Here is a 13,341-nt window from a genome sequence, read left to right as displayed (position 1 = left end):
GTGCAGTCCACGCTGCAGCGCTACAAGGAACTGCGCGACATCATCGCCATCCTGGGCATGGACGAACTGGCGCCGGAAGACAAGCTCGTCGTCGCCCGCGCGCGCAAGATCCAGCGCTTCCTGTCGCAGCCGTTCCACGTTGCCGAAGTGTTCACCGGCTCGCCGGGCAAGTACGTGTCGCTCAAGGAAACGATCCGCGGCTTCCGCGAAATCGTCGACGGCAAGCACGACGCGCTGCCGGAGCAGGCGTTCTACATGGTCGGCACCATCGACGAAGCGGTCGAGAAGTCGAAGAAGCTTTGATTCGTCGCGCAAGCGCAGAATCAATCCGACCCGCATCTGAGTAAGCAATGGCAACCATCGAAATCGACATCGTTTCCGCCGAAGGCCAGATCCACCACGGTCAGGCATCGATGGTGTTCGCCCCGGCAGAAATGGGTGAAGTCGGCATTGCGCCGCGTCATGCGCCGCTGCTGACCCGTCTGAAGCCGGGCGCAGTGCGCGTCAGGCAGGCAGACGGCAGCGAGCAGGCGTTCTTCGTCGGCGGCGGCATTCTCGAAGTGCAGCCACATCTGGTGACCGTGCTTGCCGATACCGCAATCCGCGCCAAGGACTGCGACGAAGCGCTGGCAAACGAAGCCAAGCGCCGTGCCGAGGAAAAGCTGTCGAACGCCAAGAGCGACGTCGATCTGGCGAAAGCCCAGGCCGAGCTGATCCAGGCGGTCGCGCTTGCCGACTTCCTGACCAAGATCAAGAAGTCGACGCACTGATACGGCGCGGGCTGATCGTGTTGTGAAATCGAACGCCGGCCTTTGAGTCGGCGTTTTTCATGGTGGTCCTGAAGCGCCTCACGGCCTTGTGATCGCCGCCGCTGATCGATCCAGCCGTCGGTTTGTCTTGAAAGTGACGCGGCAAGTCCGTAAATATGGGGCAGGCTTTGCTCCGATGGTGTTGACTGCAGGTTCAGCCATTGAAGCGGAGGCGCACTTTTTGCGTTCTGCAATGTCCCACAGATGTTCCAGGCACGAGTAACCGAATCCAGACCGATGCAAGTCTCCCTGTTCACCACCATCCGACGACTCGTCGCGACCCGCGCCATGCGGATTGCGTCCTTGCTCGTGTTCGCGATGTGCACGGTGACCTGGGTGGCGCAATCGGTATCCGCGATTCGGGACAATCCGCGCGTGCCGGGGTCCGATGCGGCGGCGATTGTGGCGTCGGCGAAATCCGTGGATATCGCGGCCGCAAAAGCGCTTGCCGTGCAGGTCGACGACGAAGCTGTCGACTGCTCTGCCGGCAGCGAAGGCGATGAATGCGAAGCCGACGTCATGGCCCTGGTGGCCCTCGACGAAACGCATGACATCAAGCTGTTCTTCCTGCGTGAATTCACGCATCAGATGCAACCCGCGGTTGGCCGCATTGCCCGCAACAGGGACTTTGGCGCCATCACCCGCATGTCGTCGGAAACTTTCCGCCCTCCGGATCTCCGGATCGCTGGGCGTTTGCTCCAGGCCTGAGTTCGTTCTCGGCTGCCGCTTGAGCGGTAGCCGGAGTCTCCAGGGCCTACCCGCAACGCGGCGCCATGCCGCCGGCGGATCGAGCAAGTAGTGCAATCCGATATTCCTCAACGTGACGATCGAACTGTGTCCGCATGAAGATGCGCGCCGCAGTCTCGTCCGACGACATACAAGGTGACGAGATGGAAAAGCTGATCAAGGGTTTCGAGTTGTTTCGCAAGGTCACGTACCCGACCAAGCAGCGTTTGTTCAAGAAGCTGGCTTCGGCCCAGGCGCCGCATACGCTGGTGATCACCTGCGCGGATTCGCGCGTGGTGCCGGAGTACTTCACTTCAAGCGATCCGGGCCAGCTGTTCGTGGTTCGCAATGTCGGCAACATCGTGCCGCCGTATGCGCAGTTCACCGGCGGTGTATCGGCCGCGATCGAATACGCCGTGGTGGCGCTCGGCGTGAAGGACATCGTCATCTGCGGCCATTCCGATTGCGGCGCGATGAAAGCGACGCTGAATCCGGCCAGTGTCAGCGAAATGCAGGCCGTCGCCGCCTGGCTGCGCCATGCCGAAGTGGCCAAGCATGTGCTCGACGAGAACTACACGCTCGACAGTAATTCGGCTCGTCTGTACGCACTGACCGAAGAAAACGTCATTGCCCAGCTGGACCATCTGCGGACCCATCCGTCGGTCGCTGCCCGCATCGCCTCCGGCAAGCTCGGCATTCACGGCTGGATCTACGACATCGAAACCGCCGATATCCGGGTTTTCGATCCGGATGAGCGCAAGTTCGTCACCCTGGAAATTCAGGACGACAGCGCCGCCGCGGCGATTCCGGTGGCAGCAGCCGATGCGCTCGCCGAGGGCAAGCGACGCCCGTCGACGGCAGCCTCGCGCGCCAATGGCATTCGCGCAGTGGCCTACGCCGGAACCGATCTGTGAGCACCGCGACGAACAATGTCGCCGGCAGCACGGCGCGCAGCGGCAATGTTTTCGCTGACTTCCTGGCGTCGATCGTGGTGTTCCTGGTCGCCGTGCCGCTGTGCATGGGCATCGCGATCGCGTCCGGCGTGCCGCCGGCGGCGGGCCTGATCAGCGGCATCATCGGCGGCCTCGTCGTCGGTGCCATTGCCGGTTCGCCGCTGCTGGTCAGCGGTCCGGCGGCCGGCCTGGCAGTGCTGGTGTTCGAACTGGTGCAGACGCACGGCATCGTGGCGCTTGGCCCGGTGGTGTTGCTGGCTGGGCTGATCCAGGTCGTGGCCGGCATCACCGGCCTTGGCATGTGGTTCCGCATGGTGTCGCCGGCGGTGGTCAACGGCATGCTGGCCGGCATCGGCGTGCTGATCATTGCGTCGCAGTTCCATGTGATGTTCGATGCCAAGCCGCTGCCGACCGGGTTCCAGAACTTCTTCGCGGCGCCGAAGCTGATCTTCAACTCGATCACCAACGGCGCCGGTGCCCAGGCGGCGCTGCTGGGCCTGGCGACGATCGCGATGATCCTGGCCTGGGACAAGCTGCGGCCTAAGCAGCTGAGGCTGTTCCCGGGCGTGCTGTTCGCGATCGTTGCGGCGACGGCGATCGCCGAGCTGATGCAGCTGCCGATCAACCGGGTCGCGCTGCCGGACAATCTGGTTGCCGGCATCGACTGGGTGCTGCCACAGGACGCGATGCTGTTGTTCTCCAAACCGGCATTGCTGGTCTCGGCGTTCGCCTTCGCGTTCATCGCCAGCGCCGAAACGCTGCTGTCAGCCGCCGCCGTTGATCGCATGCACAACGGCCCGCGCACCAAGTACAGCCGCGAACTGGCGGCTCAGGGCGTCGGTAACGCCATCTGCGGCTTGATGGGTGCGCTGCCGATGACCGGCGTGATCGTGCGCAGCGCGGCGAACGTGCAGGCGGGCGCGACTTCGCGGCTGTCGACGATCCTGCACGGCACCTGGATTCTCGCCTTCGTGCTGCTGCTGCCGTGGCTGCTGCGCATGGCGCCGGTTGCAGCGCTGGCCGGCATCCTGGTCTACACCGGCTTCAAGATGGTCAAGCCTTCGCAGGTCAAGGAACTGGCCGAGTTTGGTCGCGGCAATGTCGCGGTCTACGCGGTCACCGCGCTGGTGATCGTCGCCACCGATCTGCTGATGGGCGTGATGGTCGGCATCGGCTTCGCGCTGCTACGCCTGGCGCTGCGTTCGGCACGCCTGCACCTGAATCTCAAGGCCGGCAATCAGCCGAACCAGAAGACCTTGCGCATGGTCGGCTTCGCCACCTTCTTGAACATTCCCTGGATCGTGAAGATTCTCGACGACATCGAACCGGGCACCGAGCTGACCTTGGACATCGAACGTCTGCGGCACGTCGATTACGCGGTGCTGGTGCTGCTGCAGGATTGGGCGCGCATGGCGCCGGTCAACGGCTCTGCGCTGCTGGTCGACTGGGAACTGTTGAAGAGCCGTTCCGAAGGCGGCGACGAACGCCGCGAACTGGTTCAGGTCACGGCTTGAAAACCGGCTGATCGGCGGGTCTTTCGAGACCGGCTGATCAACTTTGGCCCGCCTCGCGATTCGCGCGGCGGGCTTTTTTATGGCCGTTGCAATGGCCTTATCATCGCCGCTGAATTCCAGCGCTCACGCCATGACAGACAGAGTCCACGCCATCGTTCTCGCCGCAGGCCAGGGCACGCGCATGAAAAGCGCGCTGCCCAAGGTGCTGCACCCGGTTGGCGGTCAGCCGATGCTCGGCCACGTGCTCGATGCCGCAGCGTCTGCCGGCATCGCCTTGTAGCACGTCGTGCTCGGCCATGGCTCCGAGAAAGTCAGCGCCTGGCTTGAGTCCCGCTCGACGGAACGGCCGCGCTCGGTGCTGCAGCAGAAGCAGCTCGGCACTGCACATGCCGTCTCGCAGGCGATGCCGGAGGTGCCAGATACCGCGCTGGTCGTCGTGCTCTATGGCGACGTGCCGCTGATCACGGCGGAGACGGTAGCGGCGTTGATCGCAGCCGCGAAGGACGGCTTCGCACTGGTCACCGTCACGCTTGATCAGCCGCGCGGCTACGGCCGCATCCTGCGCGATGCTGCGGGTCGCGTGACCGGCATCGTCGAGGAAAAGGACGCCACACCGGAGCAGCGCCAGATTCGCGAGGTCAACACCGGGCTGATGGCCGCGCCCGCACGCCGTCTGCGCCGCTGGCTGAGCCATGTCGGCAACGACAACGCCAACGGCGAGTACTACCTGACCGATGTCGTCGGCCTTGCGGCCAAGGACGGCATCGTCGTGCGCACGGTCAGTGCGGCTGCCAGTGAAGAAGTCGAAGGCGTCAACGATCCGCTGCAACTGGCGCGTGCCGAGCGCGCTTTCCAGCGCCGCAACGTGGAGCGACTGCAGCGCGACGGTCTGTACCTGGCTGATCCGGCGCGCTTCGATCTGCGCGGCTCGCTGACGATCGGCCGCGACGTGCGCATCGATGTCGGCTGCGTGTTGGAAGGCAAGGTCGAACTCGGTGATGACGTGCAGATCGGCCCGTACTGCCTGCTGCGCGATGTCAGCATCGCCGCCGGTACCCGCATCGACGCCTTCTCGGTGCTCCATGAAGCGAGCGCCGGCCGCGGCTGCATCATCGGCCCCTATGCGCGGCTCAGGCCCGGCACCGTGCTCGGTGACGGCGTGCATATCGGCAACTTCGTCGAACTGAAGAAGACCACGGTCGGCGACGGGTCCAAGGCCAACCATCTGGCCTATGTTGGCGATGCGGTGGTCGGCGCGCGGGTCAACATCGGCGCCGGCGTCATCACCTGCAATTACGACGGCGCCAACAAGTTCACGACGACGATTGGCGATGACGCCTTCATCGGCACCGATAGCCAGCTGGTCGCGCCGGTGACCATTGGCCGAGGCGCCTACATCGCCGCTGGTTCGACGATCGCCAAGGACGCACCGCCCGAGCAGCTGACCATCAACCGCTCGCGAGAGCAGCGTTCGTTGCCGAGTTGGAAGCGGCCGACCAAGGGCTGAGCTGAACCTGATCGCGATCGTCGATCAGGCGATTCGCAAGCAACCAGCTCCGGGCATCGTCGACATCACCTGCAAACCAGGCCGCTGCCGAGCCAAGGATGAAGCTGTAGCCCCAGGCATCCATGTCGGCGAATACCTGAGCGCGCGAGTAGCCAGGCAGTTGCTAGGCAAGCAGGCACTGCAGATAACAGACCGCGTTTTCCTCGGTGTCGGTGCCACCGGCATCGGTGTGAAGGCCGGCGCGGCGGGCGTCGTCCATGCAGATCCAGTGACAGGCTTCATGGAGCGCTGAATGCACCGGCGTGTCCGGTCGCAGATAGAGCTGCGCGCCGACCAGGCCGGCTTCCGGCTCGCCCCAGTAGCTGCCGGGAATAGTGGCGTCCGCCGGCAGCCAGACGATGCTCAAGCCCCAGCGGCCGAGCAGGTCGGCGAGGGCGTGATCGGGCAGGGCGGAACAGGGCGTGACCATGCGCGAATTAGAACAAATACACGCGACGTGGGCGTGTCACCAGCAGGCGCTGCTGGCGGCCCCGCTGCTGTCGACGGCGCTGCGCTCAGCCAGCTGGTTCAGGCTGAAGCTGCGGCAGCCGAGGTCATCGGCCTGCACACCTTGGGCGGTCGCGCTCAGGGTGTAGCTACTCGCGTCGCGGACCACGGTGACGCTGTAGCGATGGTCGGCGCTGTCCTGCGGACTGGTGATCACGCAGGCGGAATCGTCGTAGCGGCCGAACTGGGTCTGGCAGCGCTCCAAGGTCTGCGCCAGTTCGATCAGCGCGATCCGGGCATCGGTACGACGGCTCTTGCGTACGCTGTTCTGGTAGCTGGGCAGGGCGATCATCGCGAGCAGCGCGACCACCGTGACCACCACCATCAGCTCGATCAGCGTGAAGCCGCTTTGCGTGTGCTTCATCGCATCTGTCTCCACGACAAGCGGCCACCGGGCTCGACGGTGGGCGGCGGTTCGATGGTGGTGTCGATGCCGCCGGTGGTGCCGCTGGCCAGCTTCACTTCGAAGGCGCCGGTGGCGATGATCGCCGGCGTCTTGATGATGCCTTCCTTCGATTGCCGGCCGCTGACCGACATCCGCAGGCCGCCGACCACGATCTGGTCCTCGCTGTTGAACGCGGTGTCGCGGTTGAGATCGAACGGTGTGGTGACGCGTCGTGAGCCGCTGACCGCGTCGATTTCCATCAGATAGCTGTCGCCGCCGAAGCCGCAGGCCGCGGTGTTCGGGATCAGCGTGGTGAAGATCACTGCGCCGCCTCGGAGGATCGGCGTCGACACCTGACGCTCGCCGGCGTCCGGCAGGTTCAGATACCAACCGAGCTGGCTGGCGGTCGGCGTGTTGTTGGTGGTGGCGCGGACCTTCTCGGTCTGGCTGCCGAAAGCCTGCGTCACAGTGGCGATCACCTGCTGGCCGAGCAGCGAAGCGCGGCTGTTCGGTGGCGCGCTGCCGTTGTCGGCATCGCGGATTGCGTAGAACGTGTTGCCGACCGTGCCGGCGGTGTTGTCGTCGCTGCGGAAGTACGAACCGGTGCCGAAGTAGACGAGATAGCCGCCGTCCGGATGGATGCCCACTTCAGCCCGCGCGGTGATCGGCTGGCGATTGCTGGTGGTGCAGGGGTCGGCGCTGCAGGCGCGATACAACGGCACTGGCGTGGTGCCGCTCTTGAAAGCGAAATCCCAGGCCGCCGGGTTGCTGCCGCGTACGTCGATCTTCCACATATTGCCTTTCAGATCGCCGGCGTAGATCAGATCGGTGACCCGATCGCCGTCGATATCGACGGGGATCGGTGCCGACATGCCGTTGTCGGTGCCGACACCGGTATCGAACTTGCGGATCACGCTGCCGTCATCGAGCTTGACCAGATACAGCACGGCCTTGCCATTGGTGCTGTTGTAGCCATTGGCGATCAGCGCCGCCCACTGGCCGTTGGCCAGCCGCACGATCGCGGCCTGCGGATACGAGTAACCCATGTCGACGTCGCTGCTCGGCGTGAACTCCCACAGCACGTTGCTGGTGCCGAAGTTGGTGGGATCGGTCACGTCCAGCGCGAACACCGATTTGCCGCCGCCGCCCAGCGTGCCGAGCAGCACTGTTTTCCAGTTGCCGTTGATTCGGGCATCGAGCAGGCGCACGGCACCGTCGACGAGATAGCGATGGTTCTGGTTCCAGGCCTGATCGCTCACCGCACTCAGGCCGCTGTAGACGGCGTCCGGCACGTAGGCCAGTTGCTCGACGCCGTCGGTGGCGCGGAAGCCATGCAGCATGCCGTCGTTGGCGCCGACATAGACCATCGCCGGGCGGGCCTTGTAGGCGGCGCTGTCGCGGAACGCGGTGTAGCTGGTCCCTTCGGTGCCCGGCAGCTGCGCATAGCCGTAGTCCTGCAGGCCAGCGAAGGCGGGATCGGAATTGACGACGTCGCCGAGCACGGTGGTGGCGCTGCGGCGGCGCAGTGCGGGGGCCACGTCGCCCTCATTGCTGCGATCGCCGCGCAGCCAGCCGAGGCGGTTCTGGCCGTTGTTGTCGGTGGTGCCGGCGCCGTCCTTGTTCAGCGCCGCGATCTGCGTGCTGTTCAGCTGGCTCCAGAGGAAACTGCGGCCGCGATTGCCCAGGGAACGGGTCGGGTCGTAGGTCAGGATGTTGCGGCTCGCAGCGGCCGGCAGGCGCAGGGCGGCGTCCCAGATCGGCGTGCCGACGGTGCCGTCCAGCCGTACCGGCAGCGCCAGCAACTGGCCGCTCCAGTCGCCAGTGGCGAAGCGCGCCTGGTAGATCGCGGTATCGGCGGTCAGGCGAGTGGAGTTGGTCGCGATCGATGCGGCCGCGCTGGTTCGCGCGGCGATGTCGTTGAGCGCGTTCTGCAGCGCGGTCTGCAGCTGCGACGCGTTGTTCGCGGTGTATGACTTGCCCTGTCCGTACTCCGCGGCGTCCTGCAGCATCTGGTTGTTGATCGCCAGGCCGATCGAATAAGTCTGGATACGCTGCGTCTTGAACGTCGCATCTTCGTAGCTGACGCCAGTGAGATCGTTGCCGGATTTCTTCAGATCGGTGTCGTAGGCGAACTTGGCCATGTCATCGAGATACAGCGTCCAGGCTTCCTGGCTTTCGCTGGTGCCGCTCTGGCCGCGAAAGCCATCGGAGTAGCGCGGGAAGAACGGATAGGTTGCCGAGGTCGTCGATGGCGCCTTGGCATCCCAGTTCGGCAGGCTCAGGAAGCTGTTGGCGAGATCGTCCGGGTCGTTGGTCGGGAACGTGCTGTCGTAAGTCGGGAAGCCGTCGGTGACGACGATGACGAAGTTCTTCTGGCAGCGGTACTGCACCGGGCTCGTGTAGGTGCCGGTGTTGTAGTACGAAGTCAGTCCGCGGAAATAGCGGGTGATCTCGTAGAAGGTTTCGGCCAACGGCGTGTTGCTGTCGGCGGCCAGCGCGTTGATGGCGCTGGTGACGGTGGCCGGCGTGCTGCCGCAGCTCGCGACGATCTTGCCGCCCGGGCCCTGATCGCCACCGCTGATGGGCGGATTGAAGCGCGCCAGGCCCCAGCGCAGGGTCGGATTGGCGTTGACGATGCCGGTCGCCACACTTTTTGCCGCGCTCAGCCGGGTTTCGTTGGGGATAGCTCCGGTGGTGAGATTGCTGTTGCTCGCGTAGGTCGCGAACAGGAAGTTCAGGTAGTTGCCGGTGTAGCGGGTATTGGTGCCGGACGGTGTCGGCAGGCTCAGGCATTTGCGCGTGCCGGTACCGTTCTGCCGACCCTCCAGGCGGCCGCTGGAGCAGCCACCGACCTTGATGTCGCTCATGCCGACATTGCCGTCGGTGGCGGTCCAGCATTGCGTGTTGCTGTTGTTGCCGCAGGTACGCGGGCTCCAGTCGGCGTAGGTGGTCGACGGGTTGTAGCCGTCGGCCCAGATGATGTTTTCCATGCTGCCGGAGTTGTCGAACAGCAGCATCACGTTCGGCGCTACGGCAGTGGACAGGAATAGCGGCGCGTTCGACAGCGGGATGACCGCCTGCGCGGAACCGCTGATGGCGATCAGTGCGACTGCGGCATAACGGGCGATGGAGGCGCGCATGGTCAGGAGTTATCGGCCTGGGTGCTCAGCGCTTGAACGTCGACTGCAGCAACACCACCGGTGCCGGTTCTGCAGCCGCATTGGCACCCCAGGCGCGGGCGCTGATTCGATAGATGATCCGTTCGCGGCGATCCTGAGTGGCGTCGGCCTGCAGGCTTTCGCCGGGCGCGGGTTCGTCGATCACTTCGAGCTGCTCGATCAGGTATTCACCGCGGGCGAGATCGATCGGCGCTGGCGGCGCATCGCTGGTCACCGAGGCCGGCCGCCACGACGGATACGCCGTATCGGCAGAGGTGCGCTGCCACACCGGCTTGTAGGCCACGCTCGGCGCATCCGGGTTGGGCGGATCGGGCAGATAGAAGCCATCGGCGGCCGCGCTGGTGATGGCAACGAAGGCTGGCAGCATCGGTTGAGTCAGGGTCAGTTCGGCTTCGCGCAGGGCCGCTTCGGCCACCTGGAAAGCGATCTGGCGATCCTGGCTGTTGTGGCTCATCCGCTCTTCGAGCGTGGTGGCGCGCATCGAGCCGACCGCCAGCAAGGACAGCACCACCAGCACCACGAGGCCGATCATCAGCACCACGCCCTGTTCGCCGCGCGGTTTCATGGCCGAGTTCATGGCAGACGATTCCGCAGTGCCAGAGTCAGGGTCACGACCCGGCGCAGGCGGCCGTCGCTGAACGGGCCGACGCTGACGCCGAGCAGATCGAAGGTGTGCGGATCATTGGCGCCGGCGCGACGGCTGCTGCCGGCCACCAGCAGCGCCACGCGCACGCTGACCACGCGGCGCCAGGCGTCGCTGGTAGTGAAGGCACTGGCCGGGCGATAGACGTCGGGGACGCGGTCGCCATCGCTGTCGTCGCCGTACAGCACCTGCAGATTCTCGACACCTTCGGCGATTTCCTGCGCCTGATCGTCGACCACCCGCCACAGAGCCGGGCCGCTGCCGCGGGCGCTGTTGCGAATCAGATAGCTGACCGTGCCGATGCGGATCAGCTGCGCGCCAGCACTGAACTTGCGGCCGAGGTCCTGGGTCCAGTTGCCGGGCGCCGGCAAGCTGATCGCGTTGTGAGCGACGTTGCCATAGCTCACCGGCACGCCCAGCGAATTGTTGCTGCTGGCCACGGTGTAGGCGCTGAGCTGGAAGATCGCAGCACCCGAGCAATCGGCGACCATCACGATGTTGCCGGCTGCCAGCGGTGCCGGCGTCACCGGATTGATCCGCAGATCGGCCGAGCTAGTGGCCATGTCCTGGATCACGAAGACATCGGCGGCGAGGCTGGCGCGCACGGTCAGCACATCGGTACCGGCGACGACGTTGCTCAGGCTGCTCGGCAGTGCCGGTGACCAGCCGCTGGCGGTGGCATCGAAGCCTTCGGCGTAGCGGTCGTAGCGGTAGCGGAAATCGCTATGGGTGAACTCGGTGCGGCCGCTGCCAGCAGTGGCCGGATTCGGATTCAGTGCGTTGCGAATCTCGCCGGTATCGCTCAGGCAACCGCGATAGCCGGCCATGCGTACGTCCTGGCCGATGCGTTCGCTGATGTAGCGGATCGCTTCCTGGCGCGCCGCCAGCGATTCGGTGGTGACCGAGGTGCGCGCGGTGGTCAGGTAGACGCGGTAGATGCCGGCGAGCAATACCAGGCCGATGACCATCGCGATCATCACTTCGATCAGCCCCAGGCCGGCCAGCTTCCGCATCGGGCGCCGCCCCGTCACAGCGCGTTCACAGCTGGGTGCGGAGATTGACCACGCCGCTGCCGTCATTGCCGGCGCCGGTGCCTGATCGCCCCGGTTCCTGCCAGCGCACGGTGATGGTCACCACCTGCGCTTCGACGAACACCTGGCCGTCGCCAGCCGGCAGCGCGGCATCGAGTGCCGCCTTCCAGCTGGCCAGATCGGTGGCCGCCAGATCGGCAGCGCTGGGGGCGTCGCCAAAGGCGAGGTTGTAGCGGCCGCCGATTGCCTGGGCGCGATTCGCGCGCATGCGGTCAAGCAGATCGTAGGACTGGCCCACGGCTTCGGTCCGCAGCGCCGCGCTGCTGCTGTGCTGCAGGCTCAGCACCTGCAGTGACGCCAGGCCGAGCAGGCCGATCGACAGCAGCACGACGGCGATCAGGATCTCGATCAGCCCGGCGCCGCGCTGACACTGCGCGGAGGAAAACGTCGGCGATTCAGGCCGTGCAGGACGAGATCGCGACATAGGGGCGTCCCTGCAGACTGAGCGAGATGTTGCGCTGCTGGTCCTCGGTGCAAGCCGACGGCCGCAGGCGGAAGCTCGGTTCGCTGGCATCGGCGAGGAAGCCGGTCGGCAAATAGTTGATGCGGTTGGCGCTGCTGGTCAGCGCATCGCCGGGGCCTAGCGAACCGAACAGCTTCAGCACCTGCTGACCGCCGCTGGCCGTGCCGGCTTCATCGACCGTCGCTCGCACCACCATCCAGCCACCGGACCAGTTCAGGCTGTCGACGCACTGGTAGCGGGCGTTGACGTCGGTAGCCCCGACGACCACCCGATACGGACACAGCGACACCACGCGAGCGGCGCCGACGGCCTCGCTGCGAGCGAAATTCAGCGCACTGATCAGCGTGTTCGCCTCGGTCGCCATGCGGTTGCCGAGCATCAGATCGCCAACCGCCGGTGCTGCCAGGGTGCCGGTGATCGCGACGATCGCCAGCGTCGTCATCAGCTCGGGCAGCGAGAAGCCGCGGGCGGATCGGCGGGCGATTCGACGCTGGGTTCGAGTCTCGGTTCGGGGCATGGCGGCGTCCTGGCGAATGGCGGCGCCCGGCAATCGGAGCGTCGGCCATAGGCAATAACGGCCGCTTGCTCTAGTACTTTAGTTGTGCTGCTAAATAGCCGACGAGTGGTGCTTGGGCGGGCGGCGCGAGTCAGCAGAGGTGGCCGCGCCCATAAAAAACCCGGCGCGAGGCCGGGTTCCTTACCGCGAGTCGAAGCTCAGATGCGCGGTTCGATGCCGAAGGCAGCGAAGCCCTTGGTCTCGAAGTTCTTGCGGAACATGTCGCGCAGCTTGGTCGCCGTGGCGTCGTAGCCTTCCTTGTCGGTCCAGGTGTTGCGCGGATTGAGGATCGCGGCATCAACGCCCGGGCAGGACTTCGGCATCTTCAGGTTCAGGATCGGCTGGGTTTCGGTTTCGACGCCGTCCAGCTCGCCGTTCAGGGCCGCGTTGAGCAGCGCGCGGGTCACCTTCAGGCTCATGCGCTTGCCGGTGCCGTACTGGCCCCCGCTCCAGCCGGTGTTCAGCAGGATGCAGCGCGCCTTGTGCTTGGTCATCTTCTCGGCGAGCAGCTTGGCGTAGACGTTCGGCTTGTGGGCCATGAACGGGCCGCCGAAGCAGGCGCTGAACGTCGGCTGCGGCTCGGTGACGCCGACTTCGGTGCCGGCCACACGCGCCGTGAAGCCCGAGACGAAGTGATACATCACGTCGGCCGGCTCCAGGATCGAGATCGGCGGCAGCACGCCGAAGGCATCGGCGGTCAGCAGCACGATGGTTTCCGGATGCGGACCCTGGCCGTTCGGCATGACGTTCGGCACCACGCTCAGCGGATAGCTGAAGCGGGTGTTCTCGGCCAGCGAGCCGTCGTTCAGATCGAGCTCGTCCGGATGGCACTCGGCCATCGTCTTGCCCGGCAGCGGCGGCACGTTTTCGATGATCGTGCCCGGCTTCGACAGCGCTTCGGCGATCACCGGCTCGGCGGACTTGTCGAGATTGATCAGCTTGGCGTAGCAGCCGCCTTCGAGGTTGCAC

General features: G+C 65.4%; 11 protein-coding genes and 3 pseudogenes. 6 read left to right on the top strand and 8 right to left on the bottom strand.

Annotation, left to right across the window (positions count from 1 at the left end):
* The 6 genes and pseudogenes from QZY06_RS10155 to glmU all read left to right on the top strand — a co-directional run.
* Nucleotides 1-303 (top strand): annotated as a pseudogene (locus QZY06_RS10155) (F0F1 ATP synthase subunit beta); the annotation flags it as partial.
* A gap of 47 nt (nucleotides 304-350) precedes the next feature.
* Nucleotides 351-770: a F0F1 ATP synthase subunit epsilon gene (locus QZY06_RS10150; RefSeq protein WP_295683653.1), complete on the top strand. Its 420-nt coding sequence runs from the start codon at nucleotides 351-353 to the stop codon at nucleotides 768-770.
* A gap of 276 nt (nucleotides 771-1,046) precedes the next feature.
* A complete protein-coding gene (locus tag QZY06_RS10145; RefSeq protein WP_295683650.1) occupies nucleotides 1,047-1,517 on the top strand; it encodes a hypothetical protein in 471 nt (156 codons plus the stop codon).
* Between the two features lie 134 nt (nucleotides 1,518-1,651).
* Complete coding sequence (locus QZY06_RS10140) at nucleotides 1,652-2,449, top strand: carbonic anhydrase (RefSeq protein ID WP_295683647.1); 798 nt, start codon at nucleotides 1,652-1,654, stop codon at nucleotides 2,447-2,449.
* 62 nt (nucleotides 2,450-2,511) lie between these two features.
* Nucleotides 2,512-4,002, top strand: a complete 1,491-nt coding sequence (locus QZY06_RS10135) for a SulP family inorganic anion transporter (RefSeq protein WP_367275608.1) — start codon at nucleotides 2,512-2,514, stop codon at nucleotides 4,000-4,002.
* 130 nt (nucleotides 4,003-4,132) lie between these two features.
* Nucleotides 4,133-5,509: pseudogene (glmU, locus tag QZY06_RS10130) on the top strand (bifunctional UDP-N-acetylglucosamine diphosphorylase/glucosamine-1-phosphate N-acetyltransferase GlmU).
* Here glmU and QZY06_RS22200 read toward each other — a convergent pair.
* The 8 genes and pseudogenes from QZY06_RS22200 to QZY06_RS10090 all read right to left on the bottom strand — a co-directional run.
* A pseudogene (locus tag QZY06_RS22200) lies at nucleotides 5,451-5,978 on the bottom strand (hypothetical protein). The pseudogenes glmU and QZY06_RS22200 sit on opposite strands and share 59 nt — an antisense overlap.
* A 36-nt stretch (nucleotides 5,979-6,014) precedes the next feature.
* The gene (locus QZY06_RS10120) at nucleotides 6,015-6,419 is read right to left on the bottom strand and encodes a type IV pilin protein (protein WP_295683639.1); all 405 of its coding nucleotides are present in this window, start codon (nucleotides 6,417-6,419) and stop codon (nucleotides 6,015-6,017) included.
* Nucleotides 6,416-9,580, bottom strand: a complete 3,165-nt coding sequence (locus QZY06_RS10115; RefSeq protein ID WP_295683637.1) for a PilC/PilY family type IV pilus protein — start codon at nucleotides 9,578-9,580, stop codon at nucleotides 6,416-6,418. Before QZY06_RS10115 ends, QZY06_RS10120 begins: the two co-directional genes overlap by 4 nt.
* A 25-nt stretch (nucleotides 9,581-9,605) precedes the next feature.
* On the bottom strand, nucleotides 9,606-10,196 hold the full coding sequence (locus QZY06_RS10110) for a PilX N-terminal domain-containing pilus assembly protein (RefSeq protein WP_295683635.1): 591 nt from the start codon (nucleotides 10,194-10,196) through the stop codon (nucleotides 9,606-9,608).
* Nucleotides 10,193-11,275 carry a PilW family protein gene (locus QZY06_RS10105; RefSeq protein ID WP_295683633.1) on the bottom strand — a complete coding sequence of 361 codons (1,083 nt, stop codon included), beginning with the start codon at nucleotides 11,273-11,275 and terminating at the stop codon, nucleotides 10,193-10,195. Before QZY06_RS10105 ends, QZY06_RS10110 begins: the two co-directional genes overlap by 4 nt.
* Before the next feature lie 25 nt (nucleotides 11,276-11,300).
* A complete protein-coding gene (pilV, locus tag QZY06_RS10100; protein ID WP_295683631.1) occupies nucleotides 11,301-11,777 on the bottom strand; it encodes a type IV pilus modification protein PilV in 477 nt (158 codons plus the stop codon).
* On the bottom strand, nucleotides 11,749-12,333 hold the full coding sequence (locus QZY06_RS10095; protein WP_295683628.1) for a GspH/FimT family pseudopilin: 585 nt from the start codon (nucleotides 12,331-12,333) through the stop codon (nucleotides 11,749-11,751). The genes pilV and QZY06_RS10095 overlap by 29 nt, the downstream gene beginning before the upstream one ends.
* A gap of 197 nt (nucleotides 12,334-12,530) precedes the next feature.
* A partial coding sequence (locus QZY06_RS10090; RefSeq protein WP_295683625.1) for a phosphoenolpyruvate carboxykinase (ATP) occupies nucleotides 12,531-13,341 on the bottom strand: 811 nt, incomplete at its 5' end.

The sequence above is a fragment of the uncultured Nevskia sp. genome (assembly GCF_903885465.1).
In the GTDB taxonomy this organism is placed as follows: Bacteria; Pseudomonadota; Gammaproteobacteria; order Nevskiales; family Nevskiaceae; genus Nevskia.
The sequence above is the reverse complement of the archived record's forward strand: the minus strand, read 5'-3'. Positions and strand labels throughout refer to the sequence as shown.

Excerpts from the sequence above, each read along its gene's own strand:
- pilV (WP_295683631.1), bottom strand. The coding sequence starts at position 11,777 with ATGTCGCGATCTCGTCCTGCACGGCCTGAATCGCCGACGTTTTCCTCC.
- QZY06_RS10145 (WP_295683650.1), top strand. The coding sequence starts at position 1,047 with ATGCAAGTCTCCCTGTTCACCACCATCCGACGACTCGTCGCGACCCGC.
- QZY06_RS10105 (WP_295683633.1), bottom strand. The coding sequence starts at position 11,275 with ATGCGGAAGCTGGCCGGCCTGGGGCTGATCGAAGTGATGATCGCGATG.
- QZY06_RS10150 (WP_295683653.1), top strand. The coding sequence starts at position 351 with ATGGCAACCATCGAAATCGACATCGTTTCCGCCGAAGGCCAGATCCAC.
- QZY06_RS10120 (WP_295683639.1), bottom strand. The coding sequence starts at position 6,419 with ATGAAGCACACGCAAAGCGGCTTCACGCTGATCGAGCTGATGGTGGTG.
- QZY06_RS10115 (WP_295683637.1), bottom strand. The coding sequence starts at position 9,580 with ATGCGCGCCTCCATCGCCCGTTATGCCGCAGTCGCACTGATCGCCATC.
- QZY06_RS10095 (WP_295683628.1), bottom strand. The coding sequence starts at position 12,333 with ATGCCCCGAACCGAGACTCGAACCCAGCGTCGAATCGCCCGCCGATCC.
- QZY06_RS10110 (WP_295683635.1), bottom strand. The coding sequence starts at position 10,196 with ATGAACTCGGCCATGAAACCGCGCGGCGAACAGGGCGTGGTGCTGATG.
- QZY06_RS10140 (WP_295683647.1), top strand. The coding sequence starts at position 1,652 with ATGAAGATGCGCGCCGCAGTCTCGTCCGACGACATACAAGGTGACGAG.